This is a genomic window from Halobacillus seohaensis (genome assembly GCF_042663045.1).
GTDB classification, from domain to species: Bacteria; Bacillota; Bacilli; order Bacillales; family Halobacillaceae; genus Halobacillus_A; species Halobacillus_A seohaensis.
In genome coordinates this window covers 63,219-83,503 of record NZ_JBHSZV010000037.1, presented here as the reverse complement: position 1 = coordinate 83,503, position 20,285 = coordinate 63,219, and the positions used below count along the sequence as shown (strand labels likewise).

The following is a 20,285-nucleotide window of genomic DNA, read 5'->3' as shown; positions in this document are numbered from 1 at the left end:
GGACAGCTGAGACCCCACAGGACGAAGTCCGAGGAGGCTCTGCGCCCGCCCCATGGAAAGCGAACCGTTTCCCGCAGCCCCTACATTCACACAACCATCTCGAATTCAAGCACAATCTCTGATTTTGTATGCTAATTTATATGTTAAATACCGATAATCGTTGATATATCATGTTTTGTACTCGAAAACTGAACCCGTTAGATTTTGGGATAGTGTTTTTCAAAAGTTCATTATTAATAGAAAAGGACTTTTTGGTGCTAAACATAGCGTGGATTTTCTCCAAGGTATCGGAACTACTTACTTTATTAGGTTGTCCCCTTGTTTTATATTCTATATTTTAATTTAAACTTAACTCTGGACCAAAAAACTCATAACGTACCTTTTCTTCAGGAACCTCCCAATCCTTTAATGAACGATTCACAGCACGCATAAACCCTTCAGGACCACAGAAGTAGAATTCAGCATCATGTGGCACAGTAGACTTTAACCAGTCTAAATCAATATGCCCATGTTTATCATATCCATCATCTGTATCAGTAGGAGAGCTATACAAAACTTTAGTTTGAACAGATGATACCTGCTTCTCGACCTGATCCACATCATCTTTAAATGCATGAACTCTTCCATTATGTGAAGCATGAATGAAATAAATATCTCGTTCTGACCCTTGATCAACCATGTTCATCAGCATACTCAGCATAGGCGTAAGCCCCACACCACCACTTATCAACACAACAGGAGCACTAGATTCGTTATTTAGACTAAAGTCTCCAGCTGGAGCTGTAATAGGAAGGACATCCCCTTCTTGTAGCTGCTGATGAAGGAATGACGAGACTATTCCTGCTGGTTGGCCATTCTCCCCATCTTCTCTTTTGACACTAATTCTGTAATAGCTCTTTCCCGGAGCCCCTGACAGACTGTATTGACGTAAATGGGTATATTCACTTCCCGGGATGGTCGCCTTTATCGTAATATATTGACCAGGAGAAAAACTAGAAATTGATTGTCTATCCTCAGATTCTAAATAGAACGAGGTAATCACATCACTTTCTTTCACCTTTTTGATTACCTTAAAGTTACGGTAACCTATCCATCCTCCTTCTTGAGTGCTCGTATTCTGGTATTTCTCCTGTTCCACTTTAATAAACGTGTGAGCAATTGCTCCGTACGCTTCTCCCCACGCTTCAATCACCTCATCGGTAGCCGCTTCCCCTAATACTTCTTTTATAGCTAATAATAAATATTCACCAACAATTGGATAATGTTCCGGTTTCACATTCAAGCTTCGATGCTTTTCTGCAATTTGATTCAATACAGGCTCAATCGCACTTAAGTTATCAATGTATTGCGCAGCAGCGTATACTGCATTCGCTAGGGCACGTGGCTGACGGCCGGCCATTTGGTTCGTCATATTAAATATGTTTTTCAATTCAGGATGATCCGAAAGCAAACGTTGATAAAAGTGAGTCGTAATCGCTTCCCCATGCTCAGCTAACACAGGGACAGTTGATTTAACAGTTTGAATAGTCTTTTCACTTAATTCATAAGAAATTGTGGTAGTCATAAAAAAACTCCTTTTTTAATTAAAGATGTATTTTGTTTACACCTTTATTATAAAAACAACTGTTCGTTTAAATCAATATTTAAAATACATCTTTAGTGACAAATATCAAAACTTTTCTTAAACTCTGATCAATTTTGCATGAAGAGCAATAATCAAGACACTCTTTGTTTCCCTATGGTAGAATATAAGTTAAGAATTAAACTAAATGAGGGTCTAATCTATGCGTTTAAAGAAATACACTGATTACGCTTTGCGGGTGATGATTTATACTGCTTCAAAACCTGAGGGTGAACTTGCAAGAAAGAAAGAAATCTCTGAAGTGTTTCATATTTCAGAGAACCACTTAGGCAAAATAGTCCATCAATTAAATAAATTAGGGTTGCTAGAAACAATTAGAGGGAGAAGCGGGGGCATTAAGTTAGCGAAAAATCCGGCAGATATAAATATAGGTTACGTTGTGCAAGCAATGGAGGATGACTTTCATTTACTTGAATGCTTTGATCGAGAAACAAATTACTGCGTGATTACTCCTGCTTGTAAACTGAAGCATCTTTTAAATGATGCTTTATCGGCATTCCTAGAAGTGCTTAATCAATATACATTACAGGACCTCTTAGCCAATAAGGACGAACTGAGAGAATTAATGGATATAAAATAAAAAAGCCGTGAAGTCTATTCGTAGACTTCACGGCTTTTTAAGTTCCATACTATTCAGCAGAGTATGGCAATAGAGCCATTTGACGAGAGCGTTTGATCGCTATAGTCAATTTACGTTGGTACTTAGCAGAAGTTCCAGTTACTCGACGAGGAAGAATTTTTCCACGGTCGGAAATGAAACGTCTTAGCAAGTCAGTATCTTTAAAATCGATGTGTGTGATTCCATTAGCTGTGAAAAAACACACCTTTTTACGTTTACCGCGTCCACGACGTGCCATGTTGCATTCACTCCTTCCTTATCTAAAATGGTAGATCATCATCGGATATATCGATCGGTTCACCTTTATCGGCAAAAGGATCATTATCTTTATTATTATTGTTGTTGGTATTGCCTGCTGGTTGTTGATTCTGATTTGGCTGGAATCCTGAACCTTGTTGGCCACCTCCACCTTGTGAAGAACCACCTTTGGATTCTAGGAACTGTACGCTGTCCGCAACAACTTCTGTTACAAACACACGCTTGCCTTCTTGGTTGTCGAAACTACGAGATTGTAACCGTCCGTCTACGCCGACAAGACTACCTTTATTCATAAAGTTGGCGAGGTTTTCAGCTGCTCGTCTCCAAACAACACAGTTAATAAAATCTGCATCACGATCACCTTGATTATTCGAGAATGGTCGATTTACAGCAACAGTAAAATTCGCAACAGCTACTCCGTTTGGTGTATAGCGTAATTCAGGATCCTTCGTTAATCTGCCAACTAAAACGACACGATTTAACATCAGAACAACTCCTTATTTGTCATCTTCACGTACAGCGATGTGGCGGATAACATCATCCGAGAACTTCGCTTGGCGGTCAAATTCATTGATCGCATCACGATCACCTTTGAAGTTGATCGTTACGTAGATTCCATCACGATAATCTTTAATTTCATATGCAAGGCGACGCTTGCCTATTTCTTTAAGATTTTCGACTTCCGCACCGTTTTCTGTAAGAATACCACTGAAACGCTCAACTACAGCTGTTTTAGCTTCTTCTTCAATATCCGGGCGGATGATGTACATAATTTCGTAATTTCTCATCCGTATTCACCTCCTTATGGACTTAACGGCTCCTCCTGTTTGAAGGAGCAAGGAGTAATTTAAAGTTTCATTACTCACAATTTTGTATTATACCAAATTTCTATTAAAATGACAACACATTAACGGAAGGATCCTTACTACACATTAAAACGGAAGTGAATAACATCGCCATCTTTAACTAAATACTCTTTCCCTTCTAAACGTACACGACCACGATCTTTGGCCACACTCATCGTTCCTGCATCTACGAGATCATCGTAGGATACCGTCTCTGCACGGATAAATCCTCGTTCAAAGTCCGTATGAATGACTCCAGCTGCCTGAGGTGCTGTCATCCCTTCTTTAAAGGTCCAGGCTCGCACTTCCTGCTCGCCCGCCGTGAAATACGTAGCTAGTCCTAGAAGGTTATAAGTGGCTTTAATCAATTGGTCTAGGCCTGCTTCAGCAATGCCGAGATCTTCAAGAAATTCCTGCTTTTCTTCTCCTTCAAGCTCAGCAATTTCTGACTCGATTTTTGCACAAACTACAATAACTTCAGCATTTTCATTCGCAGCAAATTCACGAATCGTTTTAACTTTCTCGTTGTCTTCTTCACCAATTTCATCTTCACTCACATTAGCTACATAAAGGATTGGTTTGGATGTTAACAAGTGAAGCCCTTTAACAATCTTTTGCTGATCACTTGAAAATTCAACAGCACGAGCTGGTGTTTCACCCTCTAATGCTTCCTGCAGTTTTTCTAATACTGCATATTCAGCTAGAGCATCTTTATCTTTTTGACGAGCCATTTTTGCAACACGATCGAAACGCTTAGTAATCGTCTCAAGATCCGCCAAAATCAACTCTAAATTAATCGTTTCAATGTCTGAAACCGGGTCAACTTGACCAGATACGTGTGTAACATTTTCATCTTCAAATGCACGAACAACGTGACAAATCGCCTCTACCTGGCGAATATGAGATAAGAATTGGTTACCCAACCCTTCCCCTTTACTCGCACCTTTTACAATACCTGCGATATCGGTGAATTCAAAAGCTGTTGGAACGGTTTTTTTCGGTTTAACAAGTTCAGTAAGCTTGTCTAAACGAGGATCCGGTACTTCAACAATGCCTACGTTTGGATCGATCGTTGCAAACGGATAGTTCGCTGATAAAGCTCCTGCCTGTGTAATTGCGTTAAATAGTGTAGACTTACCCACGTTAGGTAACCCTACAATTCCAGCTGTTAGTGCCATATAAAACTTCCACTCCTTAAGGATTTACATACATGTATGTTGGTCATACCAATTATAGATACTGTAACGAAAAATAACAACCTATGCAAAAATGAAAAAACAAGCCCTTAAATAAGCTTGTTTTTTCATTTTCATGTTTAACTTATTCAATTATTACGTTATCTATTAAGCAAATTTACGTATTTATAGCTATTGTTCACTTATTTCCAAAATCTTTTTCAATTTAGACTCGAACTTTCTCCTTGGAATCATGACGCTGTGACCACAACCTTCACACTTTATACGAATGTCTGCGCCCATCCGAATGATCTTCCAGCGGTTCTCTCCACAAGGGTGAGCCTTTTTCATTTGTACGACATCATTTAAATGGTATGTTTTATCCTGCATATTGACAAACCTCCTGTTATTAAGATGGGGTCGGCGATGTTTCTTCATCGTGACGAGAATACATAACCAAACGAGGGAATGGAATCTCAATACCCACTTCATCTAAACGGTTTTTCACTTCTTTTCGAATCGCCCGAGAAGCTGCGAAGTGTTCCATCGGTTCAACTTCAGCCATGATTCGCATCACCACTTCAGACGCCCCTAAATTCTGCACGCCTAATAGTTCAGGAACGGCAACCATTTCAGGATAACGGTCAGGAAGCTCTTCTAGTAATTCAGCGATGACTTGCTCTGCCTTTTCTATGTTTTCTTCATAAGCAATACTAACATCAACGATTGATACACTATTGTGGATCGAATAGTTCGTTACTTGTGTGATATGACCATTCGGTAAAATATGAACTTCGCCTGTCCAACCTTTTACTTTGCTAGTCCGCAGACCAACTTCTTCTACAAATCCTTCCACACCAGAGGCATGAATAAAATCACCCACAGAAAATTGATCTTCAAATATGATAAAAAAACCGCTAATAATATCTCGTACGAGGTTTTGAGCACCAAAACCGATTGCTAACCCTGCAATCCCTGCCCCGGCTAATAGCGCACCTATATCTAATGTAAAGGTTTCTAAAATCATAATAAAAGCTGTGAAGTAAACTACATAAATTAATGTATTAGCAACTAACTTTTTAAGCGTCGACTCCCGCCGCTCAGTTATGGAAAAGGGTCCCTGTCGCCTCTGTACAAAAAATTGAGATATAACGCGCTTCCCTACCTTTATAACGATGAAAGATATCAGAAGGATTAATAAAATTTTTAAGACACCTTGTCCTAAAGTCAGCCACAAATCAGGGCCTGTCACATAATTTATAGCTTCATCCCACTTAGTTACTACTTCTTCCACAGTGATTCCCCTGCCTCTCATGATACGGAAGATCCGCATATACGGACAGGAAGACTCTTACTTCAAGAATTCAAGATAAATGAACGTGAAGCAAAGGAGAAAACTGCCCATAACATAAGATTCCGCTCAACTAACCATTCATTCAAATGGTAGTATCACTTTATTTTAACAGGTTTTCAACTTATTTTGAATCGCTGAACAATTGGATAAATAAGTAGGGAGGATAAAACGTACAAATTTAATAAACCATACAAGGGATAAAGATAACCTATTAAAGCGGAAAATCCAAAAGAGGTAAAAGGCAGCATGATAGCCACGATTGCAAATGCAACAATCCATAGAGGCTGTTTCCAATAATCCCGAAAGCGAGTCACTAAACCTAAAGTTCCTGAAGCAGCAGTAGTAAAAATCGCAATCCACATCATAAAGGACATAAACACCATCATCTCAAAAGGATAATGATTCAAAATAGCAAATAAAGGAATTTCATAGACTAGGATTTCATCAGCGATTTGGATCAGACTATTATTATATATAAAAGAAATACCTCCAAGGATTAGCCCACTTCCTAAACTGGCAACCCAAACCTCTGTCCGACTCTTCAGCCGGTTACCAATTGCTCCGAGCACAGCAATTAGTGGAAGAACATTTAAAGCTGTAAAAGGGAAAGCGGCCATCCAATTGCTTGTCTCTTTAAAATCACCAAATAAGGAGATATTTTGATCAGAGGTGAAGAGAAGCAATACAAACAGCAATCCGCTAATCAATAAAGGAAGGACGAAACTATTCACGGCAACAATCCCTTTAATATCCCAAATAAAAAGGAGAATAAGCGGAATCGCAATGGCTAACACACCGAGACGATATGAATAATTAAAAGCTTCCAGTGTAGCACCGCTTCCGGCTAGCATGACAACCGTTGTAGTGAATAAATAAATAATAATCATGCCATCATATACACCCGTCAAATGCTTTCCAACAATGGCTCGAAGGACAGGTAAATAATGACCTGACTGCTGTTCATAACTTATCAGCATAATAGAGACGCAACAAATGATGAACATAATTGTAAACAACAAAATAGCTAGACTACTCTCTTCCCCAAAGAACTGCCATAACTCTCGTCCAGATGCATACCCTGCTCCAATCATTGTTCCTATGATCAAGAACATCCATTTTATTCCCGAGATCATTGAGAACCGCCCCTCACTCTATGTATTTTGCCACGTATAGAAACTTGTATATATTTATATACTGTTACTAATATGTGTCTGGAGGAGAGGCTATGAGTAGGAAGGACAAGTTTTCTAAGAACGAGCACCGTTTTCAGACGGATGATCCTAGCATGTGTGATAAGCTTAGTGATTGTTTATTCCAATGCCTTCCCGCTCAAAAAGATATTATTGTGGTCTGCATAGGGACAGACCGGTCAACGGGTGATGCATTAGGCCCCTTAGTTGGCTCGATGCTAAGGCAACATACGCTGCGAGGTATGCATGTATACGGGACACTTGAAGAGCCTGTACATGCCCTTAATTTAAAGGACACAATAAAAGCTATTCATCGGATACACCAACAACCTATAACACTCGCAATCGATGCTTGTTTAGGGAAGAAATCTTCTATTGGAGAAGTTGCCTTTGGAACAGGAGCTCTGACTCCGGGAGCAGCACTAAAGAAAGACTTGCCCCCTGTTGGAGACTTTCACATAAGTGGCATGGTCAATGTTGGCGGTTTTATGGAATATGTTGTTTTACAGAATACAAGACTTCATCATGTAATGAACATGTCAGCTAAAATTGCTGCATCTCTTAAGCTAACAGAGTCTAAGCGAAATCATGAACAATCTGAACATCAGCCTTATCAAGACTATTTGGCAGCTACAAAAAAACAGCAACAGTAGGCTTAACGGTTTCAGTTTTCGAGTACAAAACATGAAATAACATACGAATTAAGAGATTGTGCTTGAATTCGAGATGTTTGAATTTAGGGGCTGCGGGAAACGGCTCGCTTTCCATGGGGCGGGCGCAGAGCCTCCTCGGACTTCGTCCTGTGGGGTCTCAGCTGTCCCGCACATCCCATAGGAGTCTCACCGTTTCCCTCCGCCCCTTTACCATATAAGTGTCTCGATACCACTCCAAGAAAAGGCAGCAATAGGTTCATTGCAATAGAACACGGATAGTGGAAGATAGTCCTTCCGGGAAAGGGATTCGTTTCTCACACATCGAAGTAGGCTTGGGAATCTCCCCGTTTCATAGCCACCCATCCTTTGCTTTTAATGAACGGCCCTACTGCCCCATGAGTCGTCTTCTGTGTTCGCACACCATATACAATTTGAAGAACCAATTACTGAGGTTTCCGTTTGCCTCACAATGGCAAGGAGGTCCGGGAAATCGCGAGACTCCTATGGGATGAACATGATCGGTGAGATCCCGCAGGGCGATAGCCCGAGGAAGCTCGCCACATGCCCATGGAAAGCGAGTGATTTCCCGGACCTCCAAACGCTTTCAACCATAACGGAAACAACATTTCTCGAAGCTGAGTCTTCAAGTAAATGATGCTTTAGTTGAAGTAGAAAATATAAAGAAAAACGCTTGGATATTAAAATGTCCAAGCGTTTTTCTTTACCAATTGACATGTTATTTAGTATGTTAATTGGTTCGATAATTCTGTTGCTATTTTTCCCTCTACATATGTTTTTGTACTCCAAAACGGAACTATTTAGAATTCATCTGAACGTTTTTTATATTAATAATTTATTTTGTTTCTTCAACTAAAGCCTCAGATTGTTTAATAACAAGAAGATCCGTTTGCCGTATGGAGTTTGGGAGGGCAGGGAAAACAGTTCGCTTTCCGCGGGCAGACGCATTCTCTTAAGACTGGAACTAATTGACTCCGAATGGTGAAGGTACGTTCATTACTGTGAAAATATTGAAACCATTATTAGTAATAATTCTTCCTTAGCATTACTCGCATGTTAGCTTGACGGGTATGTACAATTTTCTGTACCTTCTTGCTTTCGTGAGGAGAACGGAAGCATCGTATTGAGTGAGGCTTTATTCTATAGCATAGGTATGACGCATTTTCCTATGTCGGGGGTTCGTTCATTCCATGTCGAATGGGGTGGCTTTGAAACGACGAGACTCCCGCGGGAGAAGGAGCTAGGCAAGACCCCACAGGGAGTGTCAACGACCGAGGAGGCTTGCCAGTTCCCCCGCAGGAAAGCGAGTTGTTTCAAAACCACCCCTATCCCTTATACAGTAACGAACCAGTAACTTATTTTACTAAATGCTATGTTAAAACACTTATAATCACAGATAAACCATAAAAAAATGAGGCACTACTCATCGTGAGAATTGTACCCCTGATTCGATACAACTTATCACTTTCTCCTCGGCAACTGAACCGTTACGATAAGCCGATTCTCTTAAAATAACTGAGAGATATAAAGAACAATTCCAACCATCCCTAAAGAAGGTAATAAATTGGCAACACGGATCTTTGTTAGCTTCAACAAATTTAAAGCCAACGCTACAATCAATAGACCCCCCGCAGCCGTCATTTCCGTAATAAACAAATCCAGCATGTCTTGAGGGACCCAACGATTAATTTGAGTGGCTAACAAAGCAATCCCCCCCTCATATAACACAACAGGAATAACTGAAAAGATGACACCAACCCCTAACGTTGATGTTAAAACGAGAGCAACAAAACCATCAATAACAGCTTTCGTAATTAAAATTTCATGGTCATTCCTTAATCCACCATCTAATGCACCAATTACAGACATCGCACCAATCACAAAAATAAGCGAAGCTGTGATAAAGCCTTGAGCGATCGTTGATGTTTGTTCCGGTTTAGCAAATTTTCTTTCAATCCATCGACCTATGTATTCCAATCTCTCTTCTAAGTGTACGGCTTCACCTATAATGGCACCCGATAACAAACTAAGCAATACAACTACTATATTATCCGTTTCAAAACCCATTTGTAATCCAATTAACAGAACAGCTAAACCTACACCACTCATAACCGTTTCTTTAAAACGCTCAGGAATTTTAGTAAAAAACAAGCCAAGTAATGTTCCGACAATAATACATATTCCATTGACAATTGTACCTAATAAAACCATAGCAACCGCTCCATTACATGTTTCACATGAAACTTTTTAAGAAAGTAAAAGGACCTGGTATGGAAGAAATTCTACCAGGCTTTCGTCTCGTTATTCATGATCAATCCATCGCAATATTCTCTCGAGATCATCGTTATCCAAAAACTCGATTTCAATTTTCCCTTTCTTTTTGCCCTTATGAATCGTCACATCTGTTCCCAAACGTTCCTTCAAAGTTGATTCTCTCTCTTTAATAAAGATATCTTTTTCTGGGGCTTGTTTTTTCTGACGACGTTTTCGCTCATTTAGGTCTAAAATAAGTTTTTCTACTTGCCGTACGTTTAAGTCTTCCTCTTCAATCTTTTTCACGACAGCAGGTATTTTCTCTTGATGCTTCAACCCTAATAGAGCACGTCCATGTCCCATTGACAAGGATCCATAGTTAATTTTTTTCATGACTTCTGAAGATAGATTTAGCAATCTTACCAAGTTTGCAATATGGGATCTGCTTTTGCCTAGTCGCTTAGCCAGCTGATCTTGAGTAACCCCAAGTTCACTCATTAAATTTTGATAGGCTTGAGCTTCTTCGATAGGGGTTAAATCCTCACGTTGGAGATTTTCCAGCAAAGCAACCTCCATCATTTGTTCATCCGTCATCTCCCGAATAATAACAGGTACTGTATCTAACTCAGCCTGCTTCGCTGCACGAAAACGACGTTCGCCAGCTACGATTTCATAACCCTTAATACTTTTTCGTACAATTAAGGGCTGTAGAATTCCGTACTCTTTAATAGATTGCATAAGTTCAGCAATCGCTTCTTCTGTAAAATGCTTTCGTGGTTGATATGGATTGGGTCTGCAATCTTTCACATTCACATCCTGAAGCTTGTCTTCATTCTTCGCATCCAAGTCTGTAAAAAGAGCATTAATACCTTTACCTAACCCTCTCGCCATTTGCCACCACTTCCTTCGCTAGATCTAGATAAACCTCTGCACCTCGTGACTTTGCATCATATAATATAATAGGTTTTCCATGACTTGGCGCTTCACTCAAGCGGACATTACGGGGAATAATAGACCGATAGACTCGATCTTGGAAATACTTTTTCACTTCCTCAATTACTTGAATTCCTAAATTCGTTCGTGCATCAAGCATCGTTAACAGAACACCCTCAATCATGAGGTTTTTGTTTAGATGTTTTTGTACCAATCTAACTGTGTTTAAAAGCTGACTTAACCCTTCTAAAGCATAGTACTCACACTGCACAGGAATTAATACGGAATCAGAGGCTGTTAGCGAGTTAATCGTGAGCAGTCCAAGTGATGGGGGGCAATCAATAATAATGAAGTCGTACTCATCCTTAATCTCATCAATGGCTTGTTTAAGCCTCACTTCTCTTGAGATGGTCGGTACCAATTCTATTTCAGCACCTGCCAGTTGGATCGTAGCTGGAATCGCATCTAAATTTTCAACCAAGGTCGATGTCCGCACGTCCTCGGCACTTACACCATCAACTAACACATCATAAATACACTGGTCAACAGAACCTTTCTGAACACCAATGCCACTTGTCGCATTTCCTTGAGGGTCAATATCAACCAAAAGGACTTTGAAGTTTAAATAAGCTAGGCATGAACTTAAATTAACGGCTGTTGTGGTTTTCCCTACGCCCCCTTTTTGATTGGCAATGGAAATCACCTTACCCATGCTCTCACCCGCCTCTTTCATTACTAAATTAATTGGCACTGTAAGCGGAAACACACCCTCATGTTTCTCTCTACAACTTTTCTTTTTTTAAAAACACCCATCTCAGACTGTTTAAGATGGGTGAGACTTTATGTTTATGACTTTTTCTTTGGAATTTTTATAGTGAATTGATAGTAATCTTCATGATCTTCTTCATTTGTTTCAAGATCAACACCTGTATCTGTCACCATATCGAGAGATTGACGAATAGTATTCATCGCTATTCTCATATCCTTGTTGACACCTTTTAATTTCGGCTTTTTCTTTTTCGGTGTATCATCATTAATTTTACTAATTCGGTCCTCAGTCTGTTTCACATTCAATTGCTTTTCAATAATCTCTTGAAGCAATTTACTTTGTTTTTCTTCATCCTTAACAGCTATAAGCGCTCTTGCATGTCGTTCAGTGATTTCCTTATTCATTACAGCCTGCTGTACGGATTGAGGAAGCTTCAACAGACGCAATTTATTTGCTACCGTTGACTGGTTTTTACCCAAACGTTGAGCTAAAGCCTCCTGCGTCAATTCATGAATTTCTAACAGTCTAGCATAGGCCCTAGCCTCTTCAATCACTGTTAGTTCTTCACGCTGGAGATTTTCAATCAGGGCAACAGAAGCGGTTTGCGTGTCATCCATATCACGAATGATAGCAGGGATTGTTTCCCATTCAAGAGTTTGGACAGCACGCCATCTGCGTTCTCCGGCTATTATCTCAAATTGTTCTTCGTTTAGCCGACGTAAGACAATCGGTTGAATCATCCCATGTGTATGTAACGTCTGGGCAAGTTCACTAATTTTCTCATCATTAAAAATAGCTCTCGGCTGATACCGGTTTGGTTGAATACTTCCAACAGGAACTTGCATAATTTCATCAGGATTATATTCTTCTTCATTTTGATTTTCACTATTATTCGGATCTGACTTGTCCCCCAGTCCGAACAGACGGCTAAAAGGATGTAACACGATTAAACACCACCTTTTTACGATCAAGCACACGATTAAACATGTTTCACGTGGAACATTTCTTTATAATAAATAGGAAAAAGCGCCGCAGGCTATAAAGCTGCTGCGCGTCCGTATGCCTTTTTCACTCTTACTTCATTTTATCATATTTTGACTATTAAAAGTATCTAGTAAATTGAATAATTGAAAGATCGCTATTTTGATATCCATATTTAAAAACTATCTCTTATTGTAGAGGTTATTCTTGAATTTTTCGACTCATACAATTAAATAGTTAAATGCATGTATGTGAAAAGCAACAGATCTGTTAACCATACCTCACATCTTTATAGAAGTTCCACACTTCTTATCATTTCACTTTTATACCAATCTTTCATCATGTCTAAAAATCATCTATTTTTATCACTTTGCAATTGGTCAATCTTAGACTCGATAGATTCTATTCTTTCAGTTATTTCATCCCGACGTTTTTTATTAAAATCTAGTCTGCTTTTTACTATAAAAAAGATAGAAGCAATAATAATGATCCAAAGCACCACATACATGACAGTCATAAAAATTACTTCCAAATAAATCCCTCTTTTCTCATTGTTTCACGTGAAACATCAAGATTCGACGACATTACGCAATTTTAAACCAAACAGGCAATACAGAAAGATTCATAGCCAAGAGAAACTGTTCAAAAGCAACATTTATTTTATCATTTATAACGTTTTAGTCATCACTGTTCGATTATCGGTAAAACCAAGTTTTTCATATAAGTTTTTCGCATAGTTTCCTGCATAAACTACCAATCTTACAGAAGCCATGCCTTGGATTTTCAAATCAGTCATTGCCTTATTTATTAACGCTTCAGCAAATCCTTGTTCTCGGTAATTTTCGAATACAAACAAATCATAGATAAACCCTATACTTTCACCTGTAAAACTATCCTTTTGTTGTCCATATAAAATCCAACCTACCACTTGGCTATCTTCTTTTACGACTAGAACTTGTCCATCCTCTTTTTGTAAAACTTCCTGCATCATTCGTGAAGCTTTATCCTGTTCCACCTCATAATATCCGCGAGAACCTTCTTCAAGGGAATCTCCGACTCGTGGGAGAATCTCATCAATTTCCTCACGTGTTGCGTGTGATATATACATGTTGACGTTTCCCCCTGTGATAAGTTTTTCACTTCTTCTCTATTTCCATTTTAGATAAAGAGTTACCTTCTTAAAAGGTATTTTTCCTCATTCCAATATTTATGTCATCAAAAACGACACCTAACCAAGGCTGGAGTAAAATCAACAATCTTTCTAAAAAGGCTACAATTCCCATCGAAAGTGGAAATTGGTTAAGACTAGTACAATGAGAGGTAAAGCTAACAGATATATTTGATCTCCGAAAAATGAAACAACATTGCCAACTATTATAAAAGGCGAGGTAATTTCGGTTCCATGGGGACGGGAATAAACAGATGGCTTCTTTGCGAGTGAATCACTCATTAGTCCTTCTTCTAAATACTGCTCCAAATGAATTCCCAAAGTATCCACTGTATGCTTTTGTAATTGATAAGCCACTCTGCTAGATTCAACGATACGGGCCGACTTTAACATCTTTAAATGATGATGAACAGTCGATTCCCCCATATTTATCATATTGGTAAATTATTGAAGGGTCGGCATTCTTTGTGGAACTATGAATCGAAAACATAAATGTGACCGTCATTTAAAATGAAACAGTTTCTGCTAAAATAACTGACACACTTTACTGGAAATTATAATCCCCATTTTATAGTGAATTGCAGCCTATAATAACAAAACATTTGTTAATCATTGTCCTGATTTATACGGTGGTTTCCGTTACAAAGGATGGCGTTAGATGTGGTGCTTCAAGTAACGAAACCGTATTGTTGAAGACTTGAATTCGATATGTTTGTGTGAATTTTGGGGCTGCGGGAAACGGTTCGCTTTCCATGGGGCGGGCGCTGAGCCTCCTCGGACTTCGTCCTGTGGGGTCTCAGCTGTCTCGCACATCCCATAGGAGTCTCCCCGTTTCCCTCCGCCCCTTTACGATATTAGTGTCTCGATACCACTTCAAGAAAAGGTAGCCATTCCTAAGTTTGCATGCAAATCTTGATAGCGGGCGGTCCTATTAAAAAAGCATTCCTTACGAGTGAGAATTGTGCTGGAAGGTGCTTTCTTGCATATCGCTTAAAGCTTCGGATTATTCAATAAAAGAATCGTGGTTCCGTTTCTTTTCATCGGAGCATAGGGGATAGGTAGTCATACACAACAGGTAATCTCCTACCCTTCATATAAACACGCTATCACACCCGATTTTTAACTTATCTAATGGCTCAATCTGTGATGGCCATATCCCCTGTTATATCAGATATCTCAGGCTTTAACAGGGACGGTAGAACGGCACGATTTCGATAGAAGCATACGTCAAGGGGCGGTGGGGAAGGGGGAGACTCCTGTGGGATACGCGGGTTAGATGAGACCCCGGAAGGCGCCAGCCTGAGGAGGCTCAGCGCACGCCCACGGAAAGCGACTCCTTCCCCACCGCCCCTTTCTCCACACAATCATCTCGGAATCGAGTCTTCAACAATCCTGCTAAGTTAGCGCAACAAGCACAACTTCGTTAATGTGCATAACTAGTAGTATGTATACACTTTTCGTGAGCATCGATATTGATAAGAGTAACAATGGTTGTATGATTGTTAAGACGATCATACACACTCTTACAAATATAAGGGCAGTCCTTAAGGAAAAAAATGTTGTATTTTAATAAGCAAAAACTGTGTCAACTTAAAAAAATAAGCTATCCGCCCATAAATGTAGGTGAATAGCTTATTTTTGGGTCATACTCATTAACAGGTTTTCTATTTCTTAAATTTACTAAGAAAAAATAACAAACCTCCTGTGATAAAAAATGCAAGATACGCCATTTGATTAAGGTGATAAGTAGGCTTATATGTAGTTTTCTCCTCTGTTATCTCATAAACCCCGAGAGGCTTCACGGTTATAGATCCGCCTCCCCCTTCGCCATAACTAACTGGATGTGCTTCATTTCCATCGGTACCGCCACCGCCTCCACCTACGTGATATTTAGCCTCAGCTACAGGAAGGACTTTCTTTGACCCAACCTCAATAGGATCTCCATAAATAAGAGATACATCTGTAGCATTTGAAAACTTTTCAAAGATGGAACGGACGGGTGAACCAAACCTTTTCTCACTACTCATAGCACCTCTCCTTTGTTATCTATCCTAGTAGTTTTATTCGACCAATGGCCAAATAAGTCCTTTTTCTATCTTCATCGGATAAATAAAAACCCCTTCTTCACATTAAGGTCTAATTGCGAGGTGCAAAAACAATGAATCCCAATTTAAATATTACTTATAACCACATAATTTTCACTATTAATTTCACAAAGAAAAGGTTACTATCCTTTATTGAACTAAATCCTACGAGTGTTGTATAAGTAGAACCTATTAACTTATCGGACTTTTTGTTCCACTCTGGCTCGTATTATCATCCTTTGCCTTATCTGGAACAGCAGAAAGATTTTCTTTACTAGAAGTATCATCCGCTACTTCATCCTCGCCAGCTTCCGTTAATTCATCTTTCGCTTCTTTCACTTTATCTCCAACATCCTTTAGATCTTCACTCGCATCTTTAGCTGTCGAAACGATGTCTTCAGATTCTTCTTTTACTTCTTGAGCTTTGTACGTGATTTCCTTACCTTGGTTATCTAAAATTTCTTGAATTTTGTTTAATGCTTCTCTTGTAATAGAAGCTGTTTTTTGAATACGTCCTACGAGTTCGTTCTTAGCGCCAGCGGGATCTGCCTTTACGTCTGCTACATATTGGCTCACAGAATTTTTTGTACACAAAGAAGTTTCTTTGATTTTCGTACGGGCGGAAGGGTTCTTTACTAATACAAAGACTGCTCCAGCTAAAGCTCCTGCCGAAATGGCTAATGATAGCTTCCCTTTTTGTGATGGTAGTTGCTGTTGTTCGTTTGGCATAGTTATTTCCCCTCTCTAAAATTTATTGGGTTACGGATTTTTTTGCGTCTGCCTGTAACCCTTGCTTTTTGCTCTGGATCTCATTAAATTTCTGCTCTCCAATTGTCATCAGCTTATCCTTTTTGGCCTGTACATAATTCTTTGTCGTTCGACGTATTGAAGGATCATCAGGAGAAGTCATTGAACGTAATAAGGTGCCGGCAACAAATCCAAATAACAGGACGACTCCCATACATATTTTACTATCTGTTTTACGGTCCTTTACCATTTCACTCATGACTTATTACCTGTAGCCGCCGCTTCCTTCACGGCTTTTCTCTTTTGTGTAAGAAAATATCCAAGAGCTACGGCACCATATAAACCGCTAGCATCTTTTTCTTTCACCTTTTCTTCTCCTGTAGACGTACTTTTTTTCATAGAACTTGTCATATCAACAAGGGATGATGTTAATCGACGGGATGATTCTCCGATATCTCCTACGATGTAAAATAGTGGGCTAAGAGCTCTTATCTTTTCATTTACGTCAACTAACGTATCATTACTTGTATGAAGAACTTCTGATGTTTGTGACATAACCCCATCTAATTGCTCTGGTAATTTCTCAACCGTACGATCGACTCCCTTTAACACATTCGCTAAATTATTTAATGTTTTCATAAGGAAAATAGATAGAACTGCAAAAGCAATTCCAATAATTAACACACCAATTCCCAAATAATCCATGAAATCAACCTCATTTCTCCATAAGTTTAATTAATTATTCTCGGTCGGTTTTTCAAACGTTTGTTTTCTTAATTTCCATTTCGTATATAGGTTGATTGCTGTATCTCCCCATTTCATAAACTTGACTACATCATCAGAATGTTTCTGAGAAGATTTAGAGACACTTGCAGATAATTGATTCATAGAATCACCCACATGTCCCACTGATGTACCCACATTGTTTAAAGTGTCAAATAAACTATTCAATGATTCACTCTTATGTTGAACATCATCAGCTATTACGTTTGTTTTCTGTAATAAGGATTCGGATTCTTTCGTAATTCCTTCCATCTTACTTTCTACACTCTCAAGAGTTCCTGCGACATTTTTCATTGTAGAAGAAACTGCTAGTAAAACTTTGACAACAAATATTGCAATAAATGCAAAAGCTACGGCTATAATTAGTAGGCTAATGGCTGTTAAGGACATTTTCCTTCATTCCTCCTTGTTATGTAAAAGATACCCTAATATGTAATGATAAAACGTCAAATTTGCTCAAAATTTCATTCATTATATCTGCCTGGACATAAGAGAATCTTCTCTTTTCTTTTCCACTGACTGGCTTATTTACTTTTTAATGGACCAATTGATTCGTTCATTGAGTAGTTTATAGATTTAAACAATTAATAGAAATACTAGATTACGTCTTACCCTTCACCTTAGTTGTTAATTCTGAAATCTCCTCCCTTTTTTTTAATTTACCTCCTTGAGTCGTTAGTAAAACTCCAACTATAACAATAATAGCTCCTATAATATGCATCCACGTAATCTGCTCTCCTAACCATATAGAAGCCCCTATCATCGTTACGACAGGCAGGAAATTCAAAAAGATTGAAGCTTTAGATGCACTTAGTAAGTTCACAGCCCGATTATAAAATATTAAAGCGATAAACGATGGGAAGATTCCTAAATATAATAAGGCTATTAAGTAATTTACATTGCCTAAAGACGGTACCCCTACAACCCACCATTCAATTATTGCAGCAGGAAAAAGCACCAACAGCCCTACCCCAGTCATAACAAGAACTGCGGCATAGGGTGGGAAACGAAACATATGTAACTTAACGAATATTGAATAGATCGACCATGAAAGAATTGCCCCAATCATAATGAAATCTCCTATATTCCATTCTAAAGATGTTAAACTAAATAATTTTCCGTCCATAATAACCCAAAGAGCCCCTATTAAAGATAGTACAACCCCAGCCCACTGAAGCTTTTTTAGTTTCTCTTGTAAAATAAACACACTAAAAATCACGGTCACAGCGGGTATAGCTGATTCGAGGATTGCTACATTAGAGGATGTCGTGAATTGTAAAGATCCATAAATAAATATGTTAAACAAAGCAATCCCTGATAAGGCCAATACTAAGACCGGCTTTTTGTATTGCAAAAACACGGACCTGTTTTTCCATGCACTACGATATCCAATAGGAAATAGTACGATAAATGCTATGAGTAGACGAAAAAAAGTGATGGTTAAAGGCGGTAATTCGTTAATGGCTTTGCCAATTAAAATGTTTCCTGCATACATAAAAACAACTAAAATCATAAGTAAATAAGGGTACATAAGTACGCCCCTTTCTTGCTAACCTATCACGTAAAGATTATCGTTGATCACTATGTAACAAATTCTCTTTCTCTAATTTATCATTCTTTTACTATAATTAACAAAAAAAGAAGCGGTACATTTGACTAAAAGTAATTCTGATACTTTCGGGAAAACGTAAAATAACGTTGGAAATAACACTCAAATAGCACGATAATTAACATTGAAGCCTACGAAAAGCGACTCCTTCCCCATCGCCCCTTTCTCCACACAATCATCTCGTAATCGAGTCTTCAACAATATCAACATAAACGTTTAACAAGCCAAATACTTTTACTGAAAAGGTGTTTAAACAATTGTGACAGTGGAAATTAAGTAAAACGTAACTCTTCAAATAAGGAGGAAATAACAATGACTCGTATGAATCGACAAACAGAAGGTCAGCCAGGCCAAGAACAAGAAAAGCAACCTGGTATGGAAGGTGAAATGAATCCTCTTCCGCTTCAGGCAGATAAAGATTATCGTAGTGGAAATAAATTAGTTAATAAAGTAGCTCTAATTACAGGTGGAGATAGTGGAATTGGACGATCAGTTGCCATCGGTTATGCAAAAGAAGGCGCGGACGTAGCTATTTCTTATCTAGAAGAACACAACGATGCTGAATATACAAAGCAGAAAATTGAATCAGAGGGTCGCCGAGCGATTTTAATTGCAGGAGATGTAGGGGAAGAAACCGTATGTCAAGAAGCCGTAGAGCGAACTGTTAATGAATTAGGTGGCTTAGATATATTAGTTAATAATGCTGCAGAGCAACATCCAACTGACGATATTATGAATATTTCGACAGAGCAACTGGAAAGCACATTCAAGACTAATATCTTTTCTATGTTCCATATAACAAAAGCAGCCTTACCTCATTTAAACAGAGGTAGTACCATCATCAATACAGCTTCAGTTAACCCTTATACTGGCAATGAACAACTGGTAGACTATACAGCTACAAAAGGTGCTGTCGTAGCTTTTACTAGATCGATGGCAAAGCAACTTGTTGATAAAGGAATTCGCGTCAATGGGGTCGCCCCTGGGCCAATCTGGACACCTCTGATTCCTTCTACATTCTCTGAGGATAAAGTTGAACAGTTTGGTACGAATACGCCAATGGGACGTCCTGGACAGCCTGTGGAGCATGTAGGAAGCTATGTATTACTCGCATCGGATGATTCCACTTATATAACGGGACAATTCATTCACATTAATGGTGGAATGATTATGACAAGTTAATCTTTCTCGAAAAAGGAGCTTG

General features: G+C 38.9%; 24 protein-coding genes. 3 read left to right on the top strand and 21 right to left on the bottom strand.

What is annotated here, in order from left to right; genetic code table 11:
* Positions 1–337: 337 nt before the first annotated feature.
* Positions 338–1,564, bottom strand: a complete 1,227-nt coding sequence (gene hmpA / locus ACFQIC_RS14760; RefSeq protein ID WP_204708808.1) for an NO-inducible flavohemoprotein — start codon at positions 1,562–1,564, stop codon at positions 338–340.
* A gap of 220 nt (positions 1,565–1,784) precedes the next feature.
* On the opposite strand from hmpA, the gene ACFQIC_RS14755 reads away from it, so the two are divergent.
* The gene (locus tag ACFQIC_RS14755; protein ID WP_204708807.1) at positions 1,785–2,222 is read left to right on the top strand and encodes an RrF2 family transcriptional regulator; all 438 of its coding nucleotides are present in this window, start codon (positions 1,785–1,787) and stop codon (positions 2,220–2,222) included.
* 49 nt (positions 2,223–2,271) lie between these two features.
* Here the strand turns inward: ACFQIC_RS14755 and rpsR are convergent, their stop codons facing one another.
* From rpsR to ACFQIC_RS14720, 7 genes are all read right to left on the bottom strand, one after another.
* A complete protein-coding gene (rpsR, locus tag ACFQIC_RS14750) occupies positions 2,272–2,499 on the bottom strand; it encodes a 30S ribosomal protein S18 (protein WP_204708806.1) in 228 nt (75 codons plus the stop codon).
* A 22-nt stretch (positions 2,500–2,521) separates the two neighbouring features.
* Positions 2,522–3,004, bottom strand: a complete 483-nt coding sequence (ssb, locus tag ACFQIC_RS14745) for a single-stranded DNA-binding protein (protein WP_204708805.1) — start codon at positions 3,002–3,004, stop codon at positions 2,522–2,524.
* 12 nt (positions 3,005–3,016) lie between these two features.
* A complete protein-coding gene (gene rpsF / locus ACFQIC_RS14740; RefSeq protein ID WP_204708804.1) occupies positions 3,017–3,307 on the bottom strand; it encodes a 30S ribosomal protein S6 in 291 nt (96 codons plus the stop codon).
* 137 nt (positions 3,308–3,444) lie between these two features.
* Positions 3,445–4,542, bottom strand: a complete 1,098-nt coding sequence (gene ychF / locus ACFQIC_RS14735; protein WP_204708803.1) for a redox-regulated ATPase YchF — start codon at positions 4,540–4,542, stop codon at positions 3,445–3,447.
* Between the two features lie 189 nt (positions 4,543–4,731).
* Positions 4,732–4,929 (bottom strand): DUF951 domain-containing protein, encoded by a 198-nt coding sequence (locus tag ACFQIC_RS14730; protein ID WP_204708802.1) that lies wholly within the window; start codon positions 4,927–4,929, stop codon positions 4,732–4,734.
* A gap of 19 nt (positions 4,930–4,948) precedes the next feature.
* Complete coding sequence (locus ACFQIC_RS14725; RefSeq protein ID WP_204708801.1) at positions 4,949–5,854, bottom strand: mechanosensitive ion channel family protein; 906 nt, start codon at positions 5,852–5,854, stop codon at positions 4,949–4,951.
* A 155-nt stretch (positions 5,855–6,009) separates the two neighbouring features.
* On the bottom strand, positions 6,010–7,026 hold the full coding sequence (locus tag ACFQIC_RS14720) for a YkvI family membrane protein (protein ID WP_204708800.1): 1,017 nt from the start codon (positions 7,024–7,026) through the stop codon (positions 6,010–6,012).
* A 92-nt stretch (positions 7,027–7,118) separates the two neighbouring features.
* On the opposite strand from ACFQIC_RS14720, the gene yyaC reads away from it, so the two are divergent.
* Positions 7,119–7,736, top strand: coding sequence for a spore protease YyaC (gene yyaC / locus ACFQIC_RS14715; protein WP_204708799.1), 618 nt, complete (start codon positions 7,119–7,121; stop codon positions 7,734–7,736).
* Between the two features lie 1,524 nt (positions 7,737–9,260).
* Here yyaC and ACFQIC_RS14710 read toward each other — a convergent pair.
* The 13 genes from ACFQIC_RS14710 to ACFQIC_RS14650 all read right to left on the bottom strand — a co-directional run bounded on the left by ACFQIC_RS14710 (position 9,261) and on the right by ACFQIC_RS14650 (position 18,985).
* Positions 9,261–9,965 carry a DUF554 domain-containing protein gene (locus tag ACFQIC_RS14710; protein ID WP_204708795.1) on the bottom strand — a complete coding sequence of 235 codons (705 nt, stop codon included), beginning with the start codon at positions 9,963–9,965 and terminating at the stop codon, positions 9,261–9,263.
* Between the two features lie 90 nt (positions 9,966–10,055).
* Positions 10,056–10,898, bottom strand: coding sequence for a ParB/RepB/Spo0J family partition protein (locus ACFQIC_RS14705; RefSeq protein WP_204708794.1), 843 nt, complete (start codon positions 10,896–10,898; stop codon positions 10,056–10,058).
* Positions 10,879–11,652, bottom strand: coding sequence for a ParA family protein (locus tag ACFQIC_RS14700; RefSeq protein ID WP_204708793.1), 774 nt, complete (start codon positions 11,650–11,652; stop codon positions 10,879–10,881). Before ACFQIC_RS14700 ends, ACFQIC_RS14705 begins: the two co-directional genes overlap by 20 nt.
* 134 nt (positions 11,653–11,786) lie before the next feature.
* Positions 11,787–12,653, bottom strand: a complete 867-nt coding sequence (noc, locus tag ACFQIC_RS14695) for a nucleoid occlusion protein (protein WP_204708792.1) — start codon at positions 12,651–12,653, stop codon at positions 11,787–11,789.
* A 389-nt stretch (positions 12,654–13,042) separates the two neighbouring features.
* Positions 13,043–13,222, bottom strand: a complete 180-nt coding sequence (locus tag ACFQIC_RS14690; protein WP_204708791.1) for a hypothetical protein — start codon at positions 13,220–13,222, stop codon at positions 13,043–13,045.
* A gap of 135 nt (positions 13,223–13,357) precedes the next feature.
* On the bottom strand, positions 13,358–13,798 hold the full coding sequence (locus ACFQIC_RS14685; RefSeq protein ID WP_204708790.1) for a GNAT family N-acetyltransferase: 441 nt from the start codon (positions 13,796–13,798) through the stop codon (positions 13,358–13,360).
* A gap of 162 nt (positions 13,799–13,960) precedes the next feature.
* Complete coding sequence (locus tag ACFQIC_RS14680) at positions 13,961–14,293, bottom strand: hypothetical protein (RefSeq protein ID WP_390217304.1); 333 nt, start codon at positions 14,291–14,293, stop codon at positions 13,961–13,963.
* Between the two features lie 1,229 nt (positions 14,294–15,522).
* Complete coding sequence (locus tag ACFQIC_RS14675) at positions 15,523–15,885, bottom strand: hypothetical protein (RefSeq protein ID WP_204708788.1); 363 nt, start codon at positions 15,883–15,885, stop codon at positions 15,523–15,525.
* Positions 15,886–16,134: 249 nt separating this feature from the next.
* On the bottom strand, positions 16,135–16,671 hold the full coding sequence (locus ACFQIC_RS14670) for a hypothetical protein (RefSeq protein WP_204708787.1): 537 nt from the start codon (positions 16,669–16,671) through the stop codon (positions 16,135–16,137).
* 22 nt (positions 16,672–16,693) lie between these two features.
* Positions 16,694–16,948 carry a hypothetical protein gene (locus ACFQIC_RS14665; RefSeq protein ID WP_204708786.1) on the bottom strand — a complete coding sequence of 85 codons (255 nt, stop codon included), beginning with the start codon at positions 16,946–16,948 and terminating at the stop codon, positions 16,694–16,696.
* A complete protein-coding gene (locus tag ACFQIC_RS14660; protein ID WP_204708785.1) occupies positions 16,945–17,394 on the bottom strand; it encodes a DUF948 domain-containing protein in 450 nt (149 codons plus the stop codon). The genes ACFQIC_RS14665 and ACFQIC_RS14660 overlap by 4 nt, the downstream gene beginning before the upstream one ends.
* Positions 17,395–17,424: 30 nt before the next feature.
* Positions 17,425–17,862: a DUF948 domain-containing protein gene (locus ACFQIC_RS14655; RefSeq protein ID WP_204708784.1), complete on the bottom strand. Its 438-nt coding sequence runs from the start codon at positions 17,860–17,862 to the stop codon at positions 17,425–17,427.
* A 211-nt stretch (positions 17,863–18,073) separates the two neighbouring features.
* Positions 18,074–18,985, bottom strand: coding sequence for a DMT family transporter (locus ACFQIC_RS14650; protein WP_390217301.1), 912 nt, complete (start codon positions 18,983–18,985; stop codon positions 18,074–18,076).
* Positions 18,986–19,393: 408 nt separating this feature from the next.
* On the opposite strand from ACFQIC_RS14650, the gene ACFQIC_RS14645 reads away from it, so the two are divergent.
* Positions 19,394–20,263, top strand: a complete 870-nt coding sequence (locus tag ACFQIC_RS14645) for an SDR family oxidoreductase (protein WP_204708782.1) — start codon at positions 19,394–19,396, stop codon at positions 20,261–20,263.
* The last annotated feature ends 22 nt before the right edge of the window (positions 20,264–20,285 follow it).